The 20,545-nt window shown below is 73.2% G+C and carries 17 protein-coding genes; 7 read left to right on the plus strand and 10 right to left on the minus strand.

The window, feature by feature from the left end; translation table 11 throughout:
* Positions 1-18: 18 nt before the first annotated feature.
* Entirely contained in the window at positions 19-630 is a 612-nt protein-coding gene (locus tag ACE4Q9_RS15545; protein ID WP_397984826.1) for a contact-dependent growth inhibition system immunity protein, read from the plus strand.
* Positions 631-1,169: 539 nt separating this feature from the next.
* On the opposite strand, the gene ACE4Q9_RS15550 is transcribed toward ACE4Q9_RS15545, so the two are convergent.
* Positions 1,170-1,457: a metal-sensitive transcriptional regulator gene (locus ACE4Q9_RS15550; protein ID WP_111583148.1), complete on the minus strand. Its 288-nt coding sequence runs from the start codon at positions 1,455-1,457 to the stop codon at positions 1,170-1,172.
* A 103-nt stretch (positions 1,458-1,560) separates the two neighbouring features.
* On the opposite strand from ACE4Q9_RS15550, the gene ACE4Q9_RS15555 reads away from it, so the two are divergent.
* Together ACE4Q9_RS15555 and ACE4Q9_RS15560 are read left to right on the plus strand one after the other, a co-directional pair.
* The gene (locus ACE4Q9_RS15555) at positions 1,561-3,615 is read left to right on the plus strand and encodes an NAD(+) synthase (protein ID WP_397984827.1); all 2,055 of its coding nucleotides are present in this window, start codon (positions 1,561-1,563) and stop codon (positions 3,613-3,615) included.
* 105 nt (positions 3,616-3,720) lie between these two features.
* A complete protein-coding gene (locus ACE4Q9_RS15560) occupies positions 3,721-5,523 on the plus strand; it encodes an NAD-binding protein (RefSeq protein ID WP_397984828.1) in 1,803 nt (600 codons plus the stop codon).
* 400 nt (positions 5,524-5,923) lie between these two features.
* On the opposite strand, the gene ACE4Q9_RS15565 is transcribed toward ACE4Q9_RS15560, so the two are convergent.
* Positions 5,924-7,696, minus strand: a complete 1,773-nt coding sequence (locus tag ACE4Q9_RS15565) for a prolyl oligopeptidase family serine peptidase (RefSeq protein ID WP_397987229.1) — start codon at positions 7,694-7,696, stop codon at positions 5,924-5,926.
* A 208-nt stretch (positions 7,697-7,904) separates the two neighbouring features.
* Between ACE4Q9_RS15565 and ACE4Q9_RS15570 the strand changes: the two genes are divergently transcribed.
* Complete coding sequence (locus ACE4Q9_RS15570) at positions 7,905-8,696, plus strand: SURF1 family protein (protein WP_397984829.1); 792 nt, start codon at positions 7,905-7,907, stop codon at positions 8,694-8,696.
* A 64-nt stretch (positions 8,697-8,760) separates the two neighbouring features.
* On the opposite strand, the gene ACE4Q9_RS15575 is transcribed toward ACE4Q9_RS15570, so the two are convergent.
* The 7 genes from ACE4Q9_RS15575 to ACE4Q9_RS15605 form a co-directional block, all read right to left on the minus strand.
* A complete protein-coding gene (locus ACE4Q9_RS15575) occupies positions 8,761-9,876 on the minus strand; it encodes a hypothetical protein (RefSeq protein WP_397984830.1) in 1,116 nt (371 codons plus the stop codon).
* 58 nt (positions 9,877-9,934) lie between these two features.
* Complete coding sequence (locus ACE4Q9_RS15580; protein WP_397984831.1) at positions 9,935-10,612, minus strand: SigE family RNA polymerase sigma factor; 678 nt, start codon at positions 10,610-10,612, stop codon at positions 9,935-9,937.
* Between the two features lie 316 nt (positions 10,613-10,928).
* Positions 10,929-11,984 carry an aspartate-semialdehyde dehydrogenase gene (locus tag ACE4Q9_RS15585; RefSeq protein WP_397984832.1) on the minus strand — a complete coding sequence of 352 codons (1,056 nt, stop codon included), beginning with the start codon at positions 11,982-11,984 and terminating at the stop codon, positions 10,929-10,931.
* Positions 11,981-13,252, minus strand: coding sequence for an aspartate kinase (locus tag ACE4Q9_RS15590; protein ID WP_397984833.1), 1,272 nt, complete (start codon positions 13,250-13,252; stop codon positions 11,981-11,983). Before ACE4Q9_RS15590 ends, ACE4Q9_RS15585 begins: the two co-directional genes overlap by 4 nt.
* 205 nt (positions 13,253-13,457) lie before the next feature.
* Positions 13,458-14,120 (minus strand): DUF5063 domain-containing protein, encoded by a 663-nt coding sequence (locus tag ACE4Q9_RS15595; protein WP_397984834.1) that lies wholly within the window; start codon positions 14,118-14,120, stop codon positions 13,458-13,460.
* Positions 14,113-14,712, minus strand: a complete 600-nt coding sequence (gene recR, locus ACE4Q9_RS15600; protein ID WP_069779610.1) for a recombination mediator RecR — start codon at positions 14,710-14,712, stop codon at positions 14,113-14,115. The genes ACE4Q9_RS15595 and recR overlap by 8 nt, the downstream gene beginning before the upstream one ends.
* Before the next feature lie 51 nt (positions 14,713-14,763).
* Positions 14,764-15,108, minus strand: a complete 345-nt coding sequence (locus ACE4Q9_RS15605; protein ID WP_397984835.1) for a YbaB/EbfC family nucleoid-associated protein — start codon at positions 15,106-15,108, stop codon at positions 14,764-14,766.
* Between the two features lie 236 nt (positions 15,109-15,344).
* Between ACE4Q9_RS15605 and ACE4Q9_RS15610 the strand changes: the two genes are divergently transcribed.
* Positions 15,345-16,091, plus strand: coding sequence for an SLATT domain-containing protein (locus ACE4Q9_RS15610; RefSeq protein ID WP_397984836.1), 747 nt, complete (start codon positions 15,345-15,347; stop codon positions 16,089-16,091).
* Between the two features lie 181 nt (positions 16,092-16,272).
* On the opposite strand, the gene ACE4Q9_RS15615 is transcribed toward ACE4Q9_RS15610, so the two are convergent.
* Positions 16,273-18,159, minus strand: coding sequence for a serine/threonine-protein kinase (locus ACE4Q9_RS15615; protein WP_397987230.1), 1,887 nt, complete (start codon positions 18,157-18,159; stop codon positions 16,273-16,275).
* 211 nt (positions 18,160-18,370) lie between these two features.
* Here ACE4Q9_RS15615 and ACE4Q9_RS15620 point away from each other — a divergent pair, with 211 nt between their 5' ends.
* Together ACE4Q9_RS15620 and ACE4Q9_RS15625 are read left to right on the plus strand one after the other, a co-directional pair.
* Positions 18,371-19,726 (plus strand): aspartate aminotransferase family protein, encoded by a 1,356-nt coding sequence (locus tag ACE4Q9_RS15620; RefSeq protein WP_397984837.1) that lies wholly within the window; start codon positions 18,371-18,373, stop codon positions 19,724-19,726.
* A 112-nt stretch (positions 19,727-19,838) separates the two neighbouring features.
* On the plus strand, positions 19,839-20,534 hold the full coding sequence (locus ACE4Q9_RS15625) for a GntR family transcriptional regulator (RefSeq protein WP_397984838.1): 696 nt from the start codon (positions 19,839-19,841) through the stop codon (positions 20,532-20,534).
* Positions 20,535-20,545 lie beyond the last annotated feature (11 nt).

A 20,545-nucleotide genomic window follows, 5' to 3' on the forward strand; every position in this document is an offset into this window, starting at 1 on the left:
ACCTCCCCAAGGCACGGCGTGACCACGAAGGAAGCCCTCCGCCGCACTCATGGCTATCCACCGGACGGAGTACGCCTCCACCTTCGAGCGGCCGCCTTCGCACCGGAGCGCGCGGCGGCAGCTGTGCGGGAGATCCAGGACCTCCTGGCAGTGGGCCTCCTCAGCGACGAGATCGCTGAGGACGTTGAGTTGCTGCCCCACATCCGTCCGCCCCGAGGTGTAAGCGTCGAGGACTGCCTTCGGGTCATCCAGCAGCATCTTGAGCGTTTCCTGGCGGCTCCACCACCGCCCCGTTCCACAGTTCGACCCAAGATCGCATGGGAATGGAAGAAACGGTTCCCGGCACTTGCTCACTTCCTCGGGGCCTACTTCTACCAAGACAGCCTCATGGTGGAGTACTCCTCACATGCCGAGGCAGTCGACGACTATCTCTCCGGCGAACCACAGGAGGATGTCGAAAAGACCGCGTCGGAGATCGGCGAGTTCCTGACGCTCAGCCCCTCGGACGAGGAACTGGACGAGGCAGCGACCACGCTCGGTCTCTACGAGCCTCCGCCAGCAGATGTTTCTCTCCGTCAGTGGCTCATGGACATCAGGGACATCATCGTTCACCACTGTCCGCACGACTGAGTCACCCTCAGCGGTCCTCCGCACCCGAGAGCAACGCGCTCATGCGCCGTCGTAGACGTACAGCACCCCGAAGCGCGCGCCGCGCTCCTGGACGGCAGCGTCGTGACGGGCCACGGCACGGCGACGTCGGACCTCGACATCGTGGTCCTGCTCCACGGAACCAGGGTGGCGACCGCCATGTCGCTCGTCTTCTCGCCCGCGCCGCCGTCCGGGCACTTGCCCGCGCCGCCGTCCGGGCGCTCACCCTCGACACCGCCCGGGCGCTCGCCCTCTCCACCGTAAGGGCTTTCACCCGCGCCGCCGTTCGCCCTGCCGGCGGTGGTCGGGGGCCGACGGACCGGTGAAGTCAGGGCGGGCGGGCGCGGGCTGGGGCGAACGGCCCGCGCGGGTGTTCGAGCCTCCAGGAGTCACGCAGGCGAGTACCCGGGAGCCCCGCAGGTGAGCCCTCCAGGAGTCACGCAGGCGAGTACCCGGGAGCCCCGCAGGTGGGCCCCGGAAGTCCCACTGGTGAGTCCTCAGGAGTTCCAGAGGGCCGCGCCTCACGCCAGCGACAGGAACAGCCGCTCCATCCGTGCCTTCATCGCCTCCGCGTCCTCCCCGTTCCTGCGGCCCGACTCGATGTCGGCCACGCACTGCTGGAGCCCGGTGGCGATGATCGCGAAGCCGGCGCGGTCCAGCGCCCGCGAGGCGGCGGCCAGCTGGGTGACGACCTCCTCGCAGTCCCGGCCCTCCTCGATCATCCGGATCACCCCGGAGATCTGGCCCTGCGCACGCCGCAGCCGGTTCAGGACGGCCTTCAGGGAGGCGCCCTCGAGCTCCAGTTCCACGCTCACTCCTCCAGCAATACCCCTAGGGGTACTGTACGTCCGGATTCGGGGCCAAGGCGAGCGCCCGCGACCGCCGTGGCACGGAAGTTCTAGGCTTCCCTCTGTGAACTTCTGGTCGATCTATCAGCATGGCTTCGCGCGCATCGCCGCGTGCACGGGCCACACCGTCATCGCCGACCCCCGCGCCAACGCCGAATCGGTCCTGCGCCAGGCACGCCGGTGCGCCGGGGAGGGCGTCGCCGTCGCCGTCTTCCCGGAGATGGTGCTGTGCGGCTACTCGATCGAGGACCTGCTGCTCCAGGACCCGCTGCTGGACGCGGTCGAGGCGGCCCTGGCGGAGGTGGTCGCCGGGTCCGCCGACCTGCTGCCGGTGCTCGTCGTCGGCGCCCCGCTGCGCCACCGCAACCGGATCTACAACTGCGCGGTCGTCGTGCACCGCGGCAAGATCCTCGGCGTGGCCCCGAAGTCGTACCCGCCGAACTACCGGGAGTTCTACGAGCGCCGCCAGATCGCCGCGGCCGACGACGAGCGCGGCGGCACCATCCAGGTCGGCGGCGCGGACGTGCCGTTCGGCGTGGATCTGCTGTTCGCCGCCGACGACGTGCCCGGACTGGTGCTGCACGCGGAGATCTGCGAGGACATGTGGGTGCCGGTGCCGCCGAGCGCGGAGGCGGCGCTGGCGGGGGCGACGGTGCTCGCGAACCTCTCCGGCAGCCCGATCACCGTGGGCCGCGCCGAGGACCGCAAGCTGCTGTGCCGCTCGGCCTCCTCCCGCTGCCTGGCCGCGTACGTCTACGCGGCGGCCGGTCTCGGCGAGTCGACCACCGACCTGTCCTGGGACGGGCAGACGATGATCTACGAGAACGGGATGCTGCTGGCCGAGTCCGAGCGCTTCCCGCTCGGCGAGCAGTTCGCGGCGGCCGACGTCGACCTCGACCTGCTGCGGCAGGAGCGCAGCCGGATGGGCAGCTTCGACGACAACCGCCGTACCCACGCCGCCCGCACCGGCGACTTCCGCACGGTCCCCTTCGTGCTGGACCCGCCGCTCGCCGCCGACCTGGGGCTGCGGCGCCGGGTGGAGCGCTTCCCGTTCGTGCCCGCCGACCCCGACCGGCTCGCCCTGGACTGCTACGAGGCGTACAACATCCAGGTCGAGGGGCTCCAGCAGCGGCTCGGAGCGATCGGCGGCCCCAAGGTGGTCATCGGCGTCTCCGGCGGTCTGGACTCCACGCACGCGCTGATCGTCGCCGCCCGCGCGATGGACCGCGCCGGGCGCCCGCGCAGCGACATCCTGGGCTTCACCCTGCCCGGCTTCGCGACCAGCGACCACACCAAGGACAACGCGCACCGGCTGATGCGGGCACTCGGCATCACCGCGGCCGAGCTGGACATCACCCCGACCGCGCGGCTGATGCTCAAGGAGATGGGCCACCCCTTCGCCGAGGGCGAGCCGGTGTACGACGTCACGTTCGAGAACGTCCAGGCGGGCCTGCGCACCGACTACCTGTTCCGGCTGGCCAACCAGCGCGGCGGCATCGTGCTCGGCACCGGCGACCTCTCCGAGCTGGCGCTCGGCTGGTCGACGTACGGCGTCGGCGACCAGATGAGCCACTACAACGTCAACTCCGGCGTGCCCAAGACGCTGATCCAGCACCTGATCCGCTGGGTGATCAGCAGCGAGCAGTTCGACGCGGAGACCGGCGAGATCCTGGCCGCGATCCTGGACACCGAGATCAGCCCGGAGCTGGTGCCGGGCGAGGAGATGCAGTCCACCGAGTTGAAGATCGGCCCGTACGCGCTGCACGACTTCACCCTCTTCCACGTGCTGCGCTACGGCTTGCGCCCCTCGAAGATCGCCTTCCTGGCCTGGCACGCCTGGCACGACCCGGCCTCCGGCGCCTGGCCGCCCGGCTTCCCCGAGGCCAAGCGGGGGGCGTACGACCTCGCGGAGATCGTGCGCTGGCTGGAGGTCTTCTGCCGACGCTTCTTCGCGTTCGCCCAGTTCAAGCGCTCGGCCATGCCGAACGGGCCCAAGGTCTCGGCCGGCGGCTCCCTCTCCCCGCGCGGCGACTGGCGAGCCCCCTCGGACGGCAACGCGCGGGTGTGGCTCGCGGATCTGGCGCGGTTCGACTTCGAGCAGGCGGCACAGGGACGCTGACCGCCCGTCAGCCGCCGCGGCGGCAGTGGAACCAGGCGTCCCGCTGAGGCAGTCTTTTCCCTCGTGGCGAGTGTTCCGTTTCAAGGGGGACCCGGCGCACCCCACATGGTGGTGTGCGGGGACGACGGGCTCGCGCACCGGCTGGCGGCCGAGTTGCGCGGGGTGTACGGCGAGCAGGTCACCCTCGTGGTGCCGCCCACCGAACGCGCGGCGAGAGGGCCGGTGGTCGGCCGGGCGCGGGCCGCGTCGGCGGCGCTGCTCGACCGGATGGTCAACGCGGCGGTCGGCGGCCGGCCCGGCGTGACGGGCGGGCCGCCGACGGCGGGCGCGACGACCCCGGCAGGCGGTTCGGGCGGTGAAGCCCTGCTGGAAGCGGGGGAGTTGACCGAGGCGGTGCTCGCCGAGGCCGGGGTGGGGCGGGCCACCGCGCTCGCGCTGGTGCACGACGACGACGAGACCAACATCCGTGCCGCGCTCACCGCCCGCCGGCTCAACCCGCGGCTGCGGCTGGTGCTGCGGCTGTACAACCGGCGGCTCGGCCAGCACATCGAGGAACTCCTCGACCAGGCGGCGGCGTTGGCGTACGACGGCGGGGACGGCGCGGGCGCGGAAGCCTCGACCACCGTGCTGTCCGACGCCGACACCGCCGCGCCGGCGCTGGCCGCGACCGCGCTCGCCGGCACCAGCAAGGTCGTACAGACCGAGGGCCTGCTGCTGCGGGCGGTGGAACGCCCGCTGCCCGCCGACTCCGGTCTGCACACCCTCGCCCTGCTGTCGGTGAACGACCCCACCGGGTCGGCCGGCGGGGACCAGGAGCCGCGGCTGCTGCCGTCCGACGAGGAGGTACGGGGGGCCGCCGGGCGGACGGTGATCGTGCTGGAGCAGGTGTCGACGGCGGGCGGCCCGGAGTCGGCGGCGGGCGGGGCAGGGGTCGTCCCCTGGCTCAACTCGCTGTTCTCGCGGCGGCTGCGGTGGTCGCTGGCCGGTCTGGTCGGCTGTGTGCTGGCGCTGGCGATCGCCCTGTGGACGGTCACCGGTATCCATCCGGTGCGGGCCCTCTACCTCACCCTGCTCGACATGTTCGCCATCGACGACCCGGCGCTCGGCGCGCCGCTGGGCCGCCAGCTGCTCCAACTCCTGTCCGCACTGGTGGGGTTGCTGCTGCTGCCGGTGCTGCTGGCCGCGGTCCTCGAAGTGCTGGGCACCTTCCGCACCGCCACCTCGCTGCGCAGGCCGCCACGCGGGCTCGGCGGGCATGTGGTGCTGCTGGGTCTCGGCAAGATCGGCACACGGGTGCTGACCCGGCTGCGGGAGCTGAACGTGCCCGTGGTGTGCGTCGAGTCCGACCCGGAGGCGCGGGGACTGGCGACGGCGCGGCGGCTGCGGGTGCCGGTGGTGCTCGGGGACGTCACGCAGGAGGGGGTGCTGGAGTCCGCGAAGATCAGCCGGGCGCAGGCACTGCTCGCGGTGACCAGCTCGGACACCACGAACCTTGAGGCGGTGCTGTACGCGCGGACGGTACGGCCGGAGCTGCGGGTGGTGCTGCGGCTGTACGACGACGACTTCGCCACCGCGGTCTACCGCACCCTGCGCGCCGCGTACCCGCACGCCCTGACCCGGAGCCGGAGCGTGACGCATCTGGCGGCGCCGGCGTTCGCCGGGGCGATGCTCGGCCGGCAGGTGCTCGGCGCGGTGGCGGTGGAGCGGCAGGTGCTGCTGTTCGCCGCGGTCGACGTGGACGGCCATCCGATGCTGGAGGGCCGGACGGTGGGCCAGGCGTTCCGCCCCGGCGCCTGGCGGGTCCTGGCGCTCGCGGGCCGCAGCGACACCCCCGCGGACCATGTGCTGGCGAAGGGGGACCGCGTGGTGGTCGCCGTCACCCGCCGCGGCCTGGCCACCCTGCGCTGACCCCGCCCGCCACCTCCCCCACCTCGCCCACCCACCACCCGACTCGGTCGGCCAAGTGGGCACCGGCCCCGCGGGGGCGGTGAGCCGGAGACCGGCGCCGGTGGCGGCCCGGCGGGGGCGGCAAGCCCGGGACCGGAACCGGTGGCGAGCCGGAACCGGGGGGCGGAGCGGCGAGGCCGAGGCGGAGGCGGGACCCGGCGACAGCCCGGCGGGGGCGGCAAGCCCGAGACCGGAACCGGTGGCGGGCCGGAGGCCGGACCCGGAGACAACCCACGCGGGAGCCGAGGCTGAGACCGGCAACGGCAGCAACCCGGAACCAGAACCGGAGACCCGGGGACCCGGAGACCGGGACCGGCGGCGAACCGGAACCGGTGGCGGGTCGGGGAGCCGGAAGCGGTGGTTACGCCGGGAGGTGGCGTTTGGCGAAGTCCAGTTCCAGGGCCACCTGCTTGATGCGCTCGTCGACGACCAGGGAGCCGTGGCCGGCGTCGTAGCGGTACACCTCGTGGGTGGCGCCGAGGGACTGGAGGCGGTGGATGTAGTTGTCGATCTGGCGGATGGGGCAGCGGGGGTCGTTGACACCCGCGGAGATGTAGACCGGGGCCTTGACGCGGTCGACGTAGGTGAGCGGGGAGGACGCCTCGAAGCGCTCCGGGACCTCCTCGGGGGTGCCGCCGAGGAGGGTGCGGTCCATGGCCTTCAGCGCCTCCATCTCGTCGTGGTACGCCGTGACGTAGTCCGCGACCGGGACGGCCGCGATGCCCACCGTCCACGCCTCCGGCTGGGTGCCGAGGCCGAGGAGGGTGAGGTAGCCGCCCCAGGAGCCGCCGGTCAGCACCAGGCGGTCGGGGTCGGCGAGGCCCGAGGAGACCGCCCAGTCACGGACCGCCGCCACGTCCTCCAGCTCGATCAGGCCGACCCGGTGCTTGAGGGCGTCGGTCCACGCGCGGCCGTACCCGGTGGAGCCGCGGTAGTTGACGCGGACCACCGCGTACCCGTGGTCCACCCAGGCGGCCGGGCCCGAGGCGAAGGAGTCGCTGTCGTGCCAGGTCGGGCCGCCGTGCAGGTCGAAGACGGTGGGCAGGGGACCGCTCGCACCCGCGGGCTTCTGGATCAGGGCGTGGATACGGCCGCCGGGGCCCTCCACCCACACGTCCTCCACCGGCACCGACGGCGGGCACTTCATGCCGGGCGGGTCCAGGACCACACCGCCGGAGGTGGACCGCACGGCCGACGGCTCGGCGGCCGAGGACCACAGGTACTCCACACTGCCGTCCGGGCGCGCGGTGGCCCCGGAGACGGTGCCGGGCGGGGTGGGGACGCGGGTCAGCTCGCGGGTCGCCAGGTCGTACCGGAACAGTTCGCTGCGGGCCTCGAAGCTGTGCGCGATCAGCAGGCCCGAGCCGTCCGGGTACCACTCGGCGCTGACGTCGCCGGGCAGCTCCAGGGCGAGGTCCGTCTCCTCCCCCGAGGCCACGTCCCACACCAGCGGCTCCCAGCGGCCCCGGCGCTGGTGCCCGATGAGCAGCCGGGTGTCGCCCTCGACCGGGGCGAAGCCCAGCACCTCGAGGCCCAGCTCCTCGGCGCCGCCCTTGGTGTCGTCCAGCTCGGCGACCGTCGAGCCGTCCGGGCGCAGGACGCGCAGCGCGGCGTGCATGGCGTCGCCGTGCTCGGTGTGCTCGATGGCGATCAGGGAGCCGTCGTGGGAGAGGTCGCCGACGCCCGCGGACTCGCGGTGCCGGTAGATCTCCACCGGGTCGGCGCCCGCGCGGGCCAGGTGGATCGTCGTACCGTCCTCGTCCGTGGAGCGGCCCACGACCGCGGTGCGGCCGTCGCGGCCCAGGGCGAGGCCGGCCGGATAGGAGGGGGCGAGGCCGGGCACGGCCGGCTCGTCGGGGCCGCCGGTGAAGGGCTGGCGGCGCCAGATGCCGAACTCGTCGCCGTCCTTGTCGTCGAACCACCAGATCCAGGCGCCGTCCGGGGAGAGGGTGCCGTCCGTCGTGCCGTTCGGCCGGTCGGTGGCCTGGCGCTGCTCGCCCGTGGCGCGGTCCCACGCGTACAGCTCGTACGTCCCCGTCGCGTTCGACACGAACAGCGCGCGGTCGGGTGCGTCCTCGGCCCAGTCGGGCAGGGACACCCGCGGCGCCCGGAACCGCTTCTCCCAGTCCGGCATGTCCGCGCTGTCCGGCGCCTGCGGTGCGCTCGGCTTCGTGCTCTCAGTCTTGGCCCCAGTCATGCGCCCATACTGCCTGGCCGCGACGACAATTGTGCGCCGGGTGGGCACAGCCTGTGGATAACTTTCCGGCATGGGCATGCGGAGGAAGGCGCACAAGGGCCGACCCGCGGGCGGGGTGGTGGGGTGGGCGCCGTACCGTGGGGGCGTGTACCGGTTTCTGCTGACTCCGCGCTGGTGGGGCATCAACGTCTTCGTGCTGCTCGCCATCCCCTTCTGCATCTTCATGGGGTCCTGGCAGCTGAGCCGGTTCGAGGGGCGGCTGCACGAGGCACATGCCGCGACCCGGCAGGCGGCGTCCGACGGCACCGAGGCGGCGCGCCCGCTCGATTCGATGCTGCCGGTGAACAAGGCGACGTCGGGGCGGCGGGTGTCCGCGCACGGACGGTACGGGGCGCAGCTGCTCGTGCCCGGCCGGCAGCTGGACGGGAAGAACGGGTTCTACGTCCTGACGCTGCTGCGGACCGGCACCGGGAAGTCCCTTCCCGTGGTGCGGGGGTGGCTGCCCGGAACGGCGTCCGCGGCGAAGGCGCCCGCGCCGCCGCGGGGTGAGGTGACCGTCGTCGGGGCGTTGCAGGCGTCCGAAACGCCCGGGGACAACGGGGTCAGCGCGCAGGGCGGGCTGCCCGCGGGGCAGACGGCGGCGATCAGCTCGGCGTCGCTGGTCAACCTGGTGCCGGACCGGTTGTACGACGCGTGGGTGACGCTGGACAAGGCGGACGCCGGTATGAAGGCGGTGCCGGCGTCGGCGCCGGACGGTACGGGGCTCGATCTGAAGGCGTTCCAGAACCTCGGGTACACCGGGGAGTGGTTCGTGTTCGCCGGGTTCACGGTGTTCATGTGGTTCCGGCTGTTGCGGCGGGAGGTCGAGGCAGCGCGGGACGCTGCGCTGGGCTTGGCGCCGGAGGAGAGCGTGCCGGTGACGGTGTCCGGTAGCTGAGCCGCCCCGGCGGCACGACTGCCCGCAGCCTGATGCGGCATCCGTCTACGTCCCCCTGTCGTCCCTACGAATCCGCCAGTACCCCCGTGTAATACACCGTCCCCGCGCACTCCCCCGGCACCGTCGCCGAGGCGGTGGGGCCGCCGGGGGACGGGGTGTGGGTGATCAGGACACTGCCGTCGGCCGGGGCGCCGCCCGTGCCCAGTTGGGGGGCGGTGCCGGAGGAGCCGCCGGTGTCGGCCGCCGGGCCTTCGCTGGAGGTGGGCGTCGGGTCCGGGGACGGCCCGCCGTCCGTGCCGCCGCCGGTCGTGCCGCCCGCGCTGGGGCAGGTCTCGGAGGGGACGAAGGCGAACTTCTCCTGGTAGGCGGAACCCGGCTGGAGGACCAGACCCGCGACCTCCTGGGAGGGGTCGGGCAGACCCGTCGCCGCGTCGCCCGCCGCATGCCGTACGACGGTGATCTTCGCGGGGTCGGCCGCGCCCTGCGCACTCGCGCCCACCGTGCCCGCCCCGCTCACCGTGCAGGGACCGGAGGAGGTGTTGGTGACGCGGAACGTGCCGTACACCACCCCCGTGGAGTCCGGCGCGGCCGCGCTGCCCGTGGCGGAGCCCAACTGGGCCGGCGTGCACGCCGGGACGCCCGCGGCCAGGGTGGCGGAAGGGTTCGCGCCACCGGCGGCACCGGCGCCCGCCGCGCCGCCGCTGTCCTTGCCGCCCGGCTTCCCCGCGCCCTTGCCGGGCTGGGCCGGGTTGCCGTCCGTGCCCCGGCCGCCGCTCGTCCCGCCGCCCTGGTCCGTGCCGTGCCGCGTGCCGGAGTGCGCCTGGGAGGACTGGCCGGCCATCGCGGTGTCCGGGTCGGAGCCGCCGGAGTCGGAGACATGGACGAGGGCCGGGATCGCCGTGCCGAGGAACAGGGCCGCCGCCGCCATGCCCACGGCCGCCTGCCGCTTGCGGGCCCGGCGCGCGGGGACCGCCCGGCGCAGCCGCTCCAGCGCGCTCGCGTCCGGCTCGATGCCGTCGACCGCGGAGTGCAGCAGCCGCCGCACCGCCGCCTCGTCCGAGCCGAGGCCGCCGAGCGTCCGGGCGAGCCACTCGCCCTCGGACCCCGGACCGGTCCCTTCGCGGGCGGAGCCGGAGAGGTCGGCGCCCTCGGTGCTCCTGTCGTCGGGGCCGTGGTTCACAGTTTCGTTCCCAGCGTGCGGTGCGGAGTGGTGGTGGCGTGGGGATGGGGGCCGTAGGTCATGACGATTGCTCCATGGCCACCCGCAGCGCGGCGATGCCGCGGGAGCCGTACGCCTTCACCGAGCCCAGGGAGATGCCGAGCGTCTCGGCGACCTGGGCCTCGGTCATGTCCGCGAAGTAGCGCAGCACCAGGACCTCCCGCTGGCGGCGCTGGAGACCCTTCATCGCCTTGATGAGGTCGCGGCGCTCCAGCTGGTCGTACGCGCCCTCCTCCGCGCTCGCCATGTCCGGCATCGGCTTGGCCAGCAGCTTCAGGCCGAGGATGCGGCGGCGCAGCGTGGAGCGGGAGAGGTTGACGACCGTCTGCCGGAGGTAGGCGAGGGTCTTCTGCGGGTCCCGGACGCGTTTGCGCGCCGAGTGGACCCGGATGAACGCCTCCTGCACGACGTCCTCGCAGGAGGCGGTGTCGTCGAGGAGGAGGGCGGCGAGACCCAGCAGCGAGCGGTAGTGCGCCCGGTAGGTCTCGGTGAGATGGTCCACGGTGGTGCCGGTGACGGCCTCCGTGGCCGCGGTGTCGTCGGCGCCGTCACGCTGACCGGGTATGCGGGCGGGCCGCGCGGCTGGCATGGGCGCGATCACCGGCATGCCGCCGGGCGTGCGGGGACGCAGCGCCGCACGCGGCGGCCGGAGGGCCGCGGTGCCGCGTGCCCCGGTGAGTTCCAGTACCTCTGCCACGCCAGTTGGACACGTCTGCCCCCGCCAGGGTTGTACGCGCCGGACGCCACATGTGCGACAGCCGGCGATGCCTCAAGTGCCGTCATGCGTACCGTTCTTCCCCTATGTCCGATGTGGACGGGCACGACCCCGCGCCCGGTCCGCTCACGGCGCCCCCACCGCCCCCGAAGAGTGACCGCAAAGACGCTCCCGCCCTCCGCGTGGTTGCGGAGGGCGGGGAGGCACATCTTCTGTCGCCGGGAAGGCCGGCTCAAGCGATTTGGACCATGCCGCCGGACACACTTCGCACACAGATCCTACAAAGCGGCCACACGGCTCACCCGGTGTACTCCCGCGCGACCGACTCCGCGATCTGTACGAGGTTCAAAGCGGCGCCTTTGCGCAAATTGTCGCCGCAGACGAAGAGTTCGAGCGCGCTCGCGTCGTCCAGCGACTGGCGCAGCCGGCCCACCCAGGCGGGGTCGGTGCCCACCACGTCGGCGGGGGTGGGGTATTCGCCGGACGCCGGGTCGTCGCACAGCACCACGCCGGGCGCGGTGGCGAGGATCTCGCGGGCGCCGTCCACCCCGGCCGCGCCCTGGAAGCGGGCGTGGACCGTGAGCGAGTGGGTGGTGACCACCGGGACCCGGACGCAGGTGACGGCGACCGGCAGGCCGGGCAGCGAGAGGATCCGGCGGATCTCGTCGCGCACCCGCAGTTCCTCCGAGGACCAGCCGTCCTCGGCCGCGGTGCCGGCCCACGGTACGACGTTCAGCGCGACCGGCTCCGGGAACGGACCGGTGGCATCGCCCACCAGGCGTCGTACGTCCCCCGGCGCGGTGCCCAGTTCGGTGCCGGCGACCTGGGAGAGCTGGGCGCGCAGCGCCTCCACGCCGGCCCGGCCGGCCTCGCTCACCGCCTGGTAGGAGGAGATGACCAGCTCGCGCAGCCCGTACTCGGCGTGCAGGGCGCCGAGCGCGACGATCAGGGTGAGGGTGGTGGCGCCGGGGTTGGCGATGATGCCGCGCGGGCGGTTGCGCGCCCGGTGGGCGTTGACCTCGGGCACCACCAGGGGCACGTCCGGGTCGGCGCGGAAGGCGCCGGAGTTGTCCACGACCACCGCGCCGGCCGCGGCGGCGACGGGCGCCCACTCGGCGGCGACCGGCTCCGGCACGTCGAACAGGGCGATGTCGACCCCGTCGAAGGCGTCCTCGGTCAGGGCCGCGACCTCGGCCTCCGCCCCGCGCACGGACAGCTTGCGGCCGGCCGGGCGGGGGGAGGCGAACAGTCGGATCTCGCCCCAGATGTCCTTGCGCTGGGACAGGATCTGGAGCATGACCCGGCCGACCACTCCGGTCGCTCCCACGACCGCGAGCGTCGGCTTGGCGTTCATCGGCCGGTGCCTCCGTAGACGACGGCCTCGTCGGTGTCGGAGTCGAGCCCGAAGGCGGTGTGCACGGCGCGCACGGCCTCCGGCACGTCGTCCTTGCGGGTGACGACCGAGATGCGGATCTCGGAGGTCGAGATCAGCTCGATGTTCACGCCCGCGTCGGACAGCGCCTCGAAGAAGGCCGCGGTGACGCCCGGATTGGTCTTCATACCGGCGCCGACCAGGGAGATCTTGCCGATCTGGTCGTCGTAGCGCAGCGAGTCGAAGCCGATGCCGGCGCGGCACTTCTCCAGGGCGTCGATGGCCTTGCGGCCCTCGGTCTTCGGCAGCGTGAAGGAGATGTCCGTCAGGCCGGTGGAGGCGGCGGACACGTTCTGCACGACCATGTCGATGTTGATCTGCGCGTCGGCGATGGCCCGGAAGATCGAGGCGGCCTCACCCGGCTTGTCGGGCACGCCGACGACCGTGATCTTGGCCTCGGAGGTGTCGTGCGCGACACCGGAGATGATGGCCTGCTCCACCTTCTTGACCCCAATCGGCTCACTGCTGACCCACGTGCCCTGCAACCCGCTGAAGCTGGAGCGTACGTGGATCGGGATGTTGTAGCGGCGGGCGTACTCCACACAGCGGTGGAGCAGCACCTTGGAGCCGGAGGCCGCCAGCTCCAGCATGTCCTCGAAGGAGATCCAGTCGATCTTCTTCGCCTTCTTCACCACCCGCGGGTCGGCGGTGAACACGCCGTCCACGTCGGTGTAGATCTCGCAGACCTCGGCGTCGAGGGCGGCGGCGAGGGCCACGGCCGTGGTGTCCGAGCCACCGCGGCCGAGCGTGGTGATGTCCTTCTTGTCGGCGCTGACGCCCTGGAAACCGGCGACGATCGCGATGTTGCCCTCGTCCAGCGCGGTCCGGATGCGGCCCGGCGTGACATCGATGATCCGGGCCTTGTTGTGGACCGAGTCGGTGATGACGCCGGCCTGGCTGCCGGTGAAGGACTGGGCTTCGTGGCCCAGGTTTTTGATCGCCATGGCCAGCAGCGCCATGGAGATCCGCTCTCCGGCGGTCAGCAGCATGTCGAATTCGCGCCCGGCAGGCATGGGAGAGACCTGCGCGGCGAGATCGATCAACTCGTCCGTCGTGTCGCCCATCGCGGAAACGACGACGACAACCTGGTTGCCGTTCTTCTTCGCTTCCACGATCCGCTTGGCGACGCGCTTGATGCCCTCGGCATCGGCTACGGAGGAGCCTCCGTACTTCTGCACGACAAGGCCCACGTGCGCTCCTCGCTCGGTTCGTTTGTGTCGGCTCAGTTTAACGAGCGTCCGAAATCCACCAGCCTGCTCCCGCATGGTGAGACATCGGCCCGGAAGTTCCCGGACGCCCGCTTCCGGATGGCCTCCTGCCCGCCGGGGCCCGGCCCACGCGGAACGTGCGCCGGGTCACAGCGGGCGCCGCGGCGCGCGGGACCCGGTCACGGCGTCACGAACCCGGCTGGATCCCCAGCGGACCGCCGATCTCCTCGGCCATCACCCGGCCGGCCTCGAACTCCAGCGTCTCGTCGCCCATCGGACTCTGGTCGGTGTCGAGGCCGTCCAGCTCCTCCAGGGGCTGGTTGAGGCGGACGTGGATGAGCACCGACTGGAGGGCGCGCAGCACGGCGGAGGCAGTCGGGCCCCAGTTGGAGAAGTAGGAGAACTGCCACCACCACAGCGCCTCGCTGGTGCGGCCCGCGCGGTAGTGGACCATGCCGTGGCGCAGGTCCGCGATGATGTCGGCGAGGTCGTCGGAGATCCGGGCCGGCACCGGTGCCTTGCGGGGCTCGTAGGGGTCGAAGACCTCGGAGTAGACGTCGACGGGCTCCAGCAGCCGGGCGAAGTTCTCCCGCAGCTCGTCCACGTCCGGCTCCGGGCCCGGATCGGGCTCGTAGCGCTCGTCGGGGACGATGTCCTCGTGGGCGCCCAGCCGGCCGCCGGCCAGCAGCAGCTGGGAGATCTCCAGGAGGAGGAAGGGGACGGTCGAGCCGGGCTCGTCGCCCCGCGCCACCTCCGTGACGGCCACCAGGAAGCTCTCGACCTGGTCCGCGACCTGTACCGCGAAGTCGTCGGGGTTCTGCGACGTGGCGTGCAGCGTGGCGTCAGACATCTAGGAGTCTTCTCCCCTCGAAGGCGCGGCCGAGGGTCACCTCGTCCGCGTATTCCAGGTCGCCACCCACCGGGAGGCCGCTGGCCAGGCGGGTGACCTTCAGGCCCATGGGCTTGATCATGCGCGCGAGGTACGTGGCCGTCGCCTCGCCCTCGAGATTCGGATCGGTGGCCAGGATCAGCTCCGTGACCGTCCCGTCGGCCAACCGCGCGAGAAGTTCCCGTATACGCAGGTCGTCGGGACCGACCCCCTCGATGGGGCTGATCGCCCCGCCGAGCACGTGGTAGCGGCCGCGGAACTCGCGGGTGCGCTCGATCGCGACGACGTCCTTCGGCTCCTCCACGACGCAGATCACCGAGGGGTCGCGGCGCGGGTCACGGCAGATGTTGCACAGCTCCTCCTGCGCGACATTGCCGCACATCGCGCAGAAGCGGACCTTCGCCTTGACCTCCAGGAGTGCCTGGGCGAGCCGCTTCACGTCCGTCGGCTCGGCCTGGAGGATGTGGAAGGCGATCCGCTGCGCGCTCTTGGGACCGACGCCGGGCAGCCGCCCCAGTTCGTCGATGAGGTCCTGGACCACGCCTTCGTACAACGGACTGCCCTTCCTGGAGACCTTTCGGTACGTACGCTAGTTGGCCCGGGGTCAGAACGGCAGACCGGGGATGCCCGTGCCGCCGCCCAGGCCCTGGGCCAGCGGGCCGAGCTTCTGCTGCTGGAGCGCCTGCGCGTTCTCGTTGGCGGCCTGGACGGCGGCCACGATCAGGTCGGCGAGGGTCTCGGTGTCCTCCGGGTCCACCGCCTTGGGGTCGATCTTCAGGCCGCGCAGTTCGCCGGCGCCGGTCACGGTGGCCCTGACCAGGCCGCCGCCCGCCTGCCCGTCGACCTCCGTGTTCGCCAGTTCCTCCTGGGCCCGCTGAAGGTCCTGCTGCATCTTCTGGGCCTGCTGGAGCAACTGCTGCATGTTGGGCTGGCCACCACCGGGGATCACGATCAGCTCCTCTGTGTCTTTCTCCTTGGCACGAGCCTACGTGGTCCGGGCGGCCATCACACCGCCACTCTTTCGAGTGAGTCGGCGGCCGGGTCTCCAGCTGATCAAGGCCCTCTTCCGGGCGGAAAAGCCGGGAAAGTCACGACCGGGCCACCCGTCGGGCGGTAGGAAGGGTGCCGCACGTCGGCAGGGGATGTCACGCTACGTGACCGGTCGCGATCAGTAGGGAGTGCCGGGTGGGTCAGCCGGAGATGCAGCCCGAGGGGCCGCCCCAGGACGGGCGGGGCGAGGGCTCGGCCGGACCCCGGCCGGGTGATCTGACCGGGCGGGCGCTGCCGCCCGGCGACTGGGGCGAGCCCGGCGAGCGGCTGGACGAGCTGTACCGGTGGGTGGAGCACGGAGCGCTGCGGACGGCGGACTGGTATCTGCGGGACCGGGTGTGGAAGCGGCGCGGGGCGCGGGCGCTGCGGGCCGGGGCGGCCGTGGGGGTGACGACCGGGGCGGCGCTGCCGCTGCTGGAGCTGACGGGGGTGGCCGGGGGCGTGGCGCCGTGGGGCTGCCTGGCCCTGCTGCTCGCGGCCGCGTGCGCCGGCGCGGACCGGTACTTCGGGGTGACGTCCGGCTGGATGCGGGACGTGGCGACGGCCCAGGCGGTGCAACGGCGCCTGCAGGCGCTCCAGTTCGACTGGGCGGTGGAGGGGGTGCGGGAGGTGCTGGGCCCCACGGAGGGCACGGCGAGCGAGGCGGCGGAGCGGTGCGTGGTGCTGCTGCGCCGCTTCTCGGAGGACATGACGGAACTGGTCCGGGCGGAAACGGCGGACTGGATGGTGGCCTTCCGGGCGGGCGCGGTGCCGCTGGGAGTGCACTCGGTGGCGTACGTGCCCCGGCAGGAAGCGGTGGGCCAGACCGGCCGCTTCGCCCTGCCGCCGGCGGGGGGCGCGCGGCCGAACATGCCGAGACAGCGGCCACCGGAGCCGCGGTGACCGTGGAGTCCTCCTGCGGACCCCGGCCCGGCGATCCCACCGGTTCGGCGGTCGAGCCGGATCAGGGGCGGCAGCGGTACGGGCGGGCGGGAGGGCGAGAGGACGAACCGGGCACGTCCGCGGGAATTCGCCGTACGTTCAACCAGCCCGTACGGCAAGGGAGTTGGCCGATGCCATCCGCTCACTGCCGGGTGTACGTCAGGCTCTCCCCGCCGCCGCCCTGCTGCGCCCGCCGCAACCGCCCGTCCGGCAGCAGGCTGACCTCCGTCGGGTCGCCCGGTGTGCACGAGGAGGCGGGCTCGCCGCTGGTCACGACCGACGGCCCGATCTCCAGCGGGCCGCCGGCGCCCGGCGCCCGGCTCAGCCCGGCCGCGAAGACGCAGTGGTACACCCCGCCGCCCTGCGCGGGTCCCTCCGCGACCAGCGTCAGCACGTTCTCCCCCACCTCGCCCTGCCGGATGGTGAGCCGGCGGATGTTGATGCCGCCCGCGGTGTCGATGCTCGCCGCCCAGGTCCCGAGGTAGGCGTCCGGGACGGCACCCGCGCCCGAGGCGGAGGGCGAGGCCGGGGCGCGCTCCCCGGAGCCGGTGGGCGAGGCGGACCGCGACACCGGCGCGGGCCCTGCCGCACCGCTCCTCCTGCCGTCCACCCCGCTGTTCAGCAGCGCGTACACCGACCCGCCCGCGCCCACCGCCACGATCACCGCGATCACGACCAGCAGGGCCGTGGAGCGCCCGCTGCGCCGCTCCGGCTCCGGCTCGGGCTCCGCGCCGTAGGGCGGGTACGGCGGGTACGGCTGCTGGGGGTAGCCGTACCCGAAGGACGGGGCGGCCGGTGGCGGCGCGGACGCGGTGCCCCGCGCGACGTACGGCCGCGGATCGCCCTGCCGGGGGTGCGGCTGGGCCTCCTGCCGCGCCTCCCCGTACGCGCCGGGGACCGTCACCGGCAGCGGCGCCCCCTGCCCCGGCGCCGGCCGCCCGGCCCCGGCCCCCTCGGCCGGCTCTCCCCCGTCCAGCACGGCGGAGTGCTCGGGCGAACCCCCGGAACCGCCGCCCCGCGCACCACCCCCCTGGGCACCGGCGTCCCCGGTGTCCCCCGCACCCGGGCGCGCCCCCGCCCCACCGGAGCCGCCCGCACCCGTCTCCGGCTCCTCGACCTCCAGCAACCCCGCCGCCTGCCGTCCCAGTTGGGCCACCAGCGACCCCGGGAGCCAGGGCTCAAGGGAGCGGCCGCCGGTCACGGTGTCCTCCGCCCCCGTGCGCTCCAGCAGCGCGTCCAGGGACGGCCGGGCCGCCGGGTCCTTGTGCAGGCACTCCCGCACCAGGTCGGCTATCCCCTCCGGCACCCCCGCCAGCTCCGGCTCCTCCTGGGCGATCCGGAACATCAGCGCGTGCACCCCGCCGCCGGTGTTCCCGAACGGCAGCCGCCCGGTCGCCGCGTAGGTGAGCACCGAGCCGAGCGAGAAGACGTCGCACGCCGGGGTGATCGCGTCGCCGCGCACCTGCTCCGGCGCCATGAACCCCGGCGAGCCGACCAGCGACCCGGTCGAGGTGAGCCCCTCGCCGCCCGCCGTGCCCGTCTCCAGGGCGCGGGCGATGCCGAAGTCGATCACGCGCGGCCCGTCGATGGTCACCAGCACATTGGACGGCTTCAGGTCCCGGTGCACGATCCCGGCCGCGTGGATGTCCTTGAGCGCGTGCGCGAGCCCCGCCGCGAGGATCCGTACCGACCGCTCGGGCAGCGCCCCGTGCTCGTGTTCGACGACCCGTTCGAGGCTGGGCCCGGCCACGTACCCGGTGGCCACCCAGGGCACCGCCGCCTCGGTGTCCGCGTCCAGCACCGGCGCGGTCCAGTACCCGCCGACCCGCCGCGCCGCCCCCACCTCGCGCCGGAACCGGGCCCGGAACTCCTCCCGCGCGGCCAGTTCGGCGCGCACCAGCTTCACGGCGACCGTGCGGCCCCGGTCCGAGCGGGCCAGGTACACCCTGCCCATGCCGCCCGCGCCCAGCCGCGCCAGCAGCCGGTACCCCCCGATGCGGTGCGGGTCCCCCGGACCGAGTTCCTCCATGACCGCCCGCCCTTCCCGCCCCGTCAGCTGTGGCAACGGCCCGAGAATAATCCGGTCGTACGAGGTGCCGGAGGCCCGGTCGTCCACGGTTCCGTAACAGGCCGGACGCCCCGGTGCGGACCCGGTGTCGACAACCTGTCGCGGATTGGCCCCGCCCACGGAACAGGACGCCGATACCCCGTCCGCATGCCGGACATCTACGCTCGCCCGCATGACCCCTCAGACCGACCCCGCAGCCGGCGCCGCAGTGAAGGCCGCGGACCGCGCGCACGTCTTCCACTCCTGGTCCGCCCAGGACCTCATCGACCCGCTCGCCGTCGCCGGCGCCGAGGGGTCGTACTTCTGGGACTACGACGGCACGCGCTACCTGGACTTCACCAGCGGGCTCGTCTACACCAACATCGGCTACCAGCACCCCAAGGTCGTCGCGGCCATCCAGGAGCAGGCGGCGAAGATGACCACCTTCGCGCCCGCGTTCGCCATCGAGGCGCGCTCGGAGGCGGCCCGGCTGATCGCCGAGCGGACCCCCGGCGACCTGGACAAGATCTTCTTCACCAACGGCGGCGCCGACGCCGTCGAGCACGCGGTGCGCATGGCCCGGCTGCACACGGGCCGCCCGAAGGTGCTCTCGGCGTACCGCTCGTACCACGGCGGCACCCAGCAGGCCGTGAACCTCACCGGCGACCCGCGCCGCTGGCCCTCCGACAGCGGCACCAACGGCGTCGTGCACTTCTGGGCGCCGTTCCTGTACCGCTCCCGCTTCTACGCCGAGACGGAGGAGCAGGAGACCGCGCGGGCGCTGGAGCACCTGGAGACGACGATCGCCTTCGAGGGCCCCGGCACCGTCGCCGCGATCATCCTGGAGACCATCCCCGGCACCGCCGGGATCATGCTGCCCCCGCCGGGTTACCTCGCCGGGGTGCGGGAGCTGTGCGACAAGTACGGGATCGTCTTCATCCTGGACGAGGTCATGGCCGGTTTCGGCCGTACCGGCGAGTGGTTCGCCGCCGACCTGTTCGGTGTCGTGCCGGACCTGATGACCTTCGCCAAGGGCGTGAACTCCGGTTACGTGCCGCTCGGCGGCGTCGCCATCTCCGGGGAGATCGCGGAGACCTTCGGCAAGCGCCCCTATCCGGGCGGTCTGACCTACTCCGGGCACCCGCTGGCCTGTGCCGCCGCGGTCGCCACGATCGGCGCGATGGCCGAGGAGGGCGTGGTCGAGAACGCCAGGCGGCTCGGGGAGAGCGTGCTCGCGCCGGGTCTGGCGGAGCTGGCCGCGCGCCACCCGAGCGTGGGCGAGGTCCGCGGCGTGGGCATGTTCTGGGCGCTGGAGCTGGTCAGGGACCGGGGGACGCGCGAGCCCCTGGTGCCGTACAACGCGACCGGCGAGGCGAACGCGCCGATGGCCGCCTTCGCCGCGGCCGCCAAGAAGCACGGCCTGTGGCCGTTCGTGAACATGAACCGCACCCATGTGGTGCCGCCGTGCAACACGAGCGAGGCCGAGCTGAAGGAGGGCCTGGCCGCCCTCGACGCCGCGCTGTCCGTCGCCGACGAGTACACGGCGTAACCGGAGCTGCCGTCGGCACAGGCCGAACGCGTAAGGTGACGTGCTCATAAGACTCCGCAGAGTCGCTCAAAGGTACGAGTGCGTCACCCATACGCGTGAGGAGAATCCGGCCATGCCCGGCAACGGCGTCGTCACCCGCAGCACCCTGCGCCAGCAGATCGCGGACGCCCTCCGTGACGAGGTGCTGGCGGGACGGCTGCGGCCGGGCCGGGCGTTCACCGTGAAGGAGATCGCCGAGCAGTACGGCGTCTCGGCCACCCCGGTGCGCGAGGCGCTGGTCGACCTGTCCGCGCAGGGCATCCTGGAGGCGGACCAGCACCGCGGCTTCAGCGTGCCGGAGTACTCGCTCGCCGACTACCGGCACATGATCGGGGCCCGCGCCCTGGTCACGGACGGCATGTTCCAGGCCCTCGCCGCCGGGCACCCCGCCTTCCGCACCCCGCCCGAGGACCCGGCCACCCGTGCCCTGCTGGCGACCGTCCGCCGCCGCGGCGAGGAGGCGCAGCGCGCCGCCGCCGCGGGCGACCTCACCGTCCTGATCGGCTACGACCTGCGCTTCTGGCGCGAGCTGAGCGTGCTGTTCGGCAACCCCTACCTGGGCGACTTCCTGCACCGGCTGCGCGTGCAGTCCTGGGTCTGCGCCGTCCAGCACCTGCGCCGCCTGCCCGAGCTGCGCGGCCGCCTGTGGGCCGGCCACACGGAGCTGGTCGAGGCCCTGGCCCGGCGCGACACCGAGGGCGCCCGCGCCCTGGTCGGCGCGGCCAACGCCCACTCCCTGACGCTGCTGGAAGATCTGTCCGATAGCTGAGCGGACGTGAG

Origin of the sequence: Streptomyces sp. AM6-12 (assembly GCF_044327085.1) — a bacterium.
Taxonomy (GTDB): Bacteria; Actinomycetota; Actinomycetes; order Streptomycetales; family Streptomycetaceae; genus Streptomyces.

What these genes read in the sequence shown, in the direction of transcription:
- ACE4Q9_RS15560 (WP_397984828.1), top strand. Translation starts at nt 3,721, where the DNA reads ATGGTGGTGTGCGGGGACGACGGGCTCGCGCACCGGCTGGCGGCCGAG.
- ACE4Q9_RS15565 (WP_397987229.1), bottom strand. Translation starts at nt 7,696, where the DNA reads ATGCCGGACTGGGAGAAGCGGTTCCGGGCGCCGCGGGTGTCCCTGCCC.
- ACE4Q9_RS15585 (WP_397984832.1), bottom strand. Translation starts at nt 11,984, where the DNA reads ATGAACGCCAAGCCGACGCTCGCGGTCGTGGGAGCGACCGGAGTGGTC.
- ACE4Q9_RS15595 (WP_397984834.1), bottom strand. Translation starts at nt 14,120, where the DNA reads ATGTCTGACGCCACGCTGCACGCCACGTCGCAGAACCCCGACGACTTC.
- ACE4Q9_RS15615 (WP_397987230.1), bottom strand. Translation starts at nt 18,159, where the DNA reads ATGGAGGAACTCGGTCCGGGGGACCCGCACCGCATCGGGGGGTACCGG.
- ACE4Q9_RS15620 (WP_397984837.1), top strand. Translation starts at nt 18,371, where the DNA reads ATGACCCCTCAGACCGACCCCGCAGCCGGCGCCGCAGTGAAGGCCGCG.
- ACE4Q9_RS15625 (WP_397984838.1), top strand. Translation starts at nt 19,839, where the DNA reads ATGCCCGGCAACGGCGTCGTCACCCGCAGCACCCTGCGCCAGCAGATC.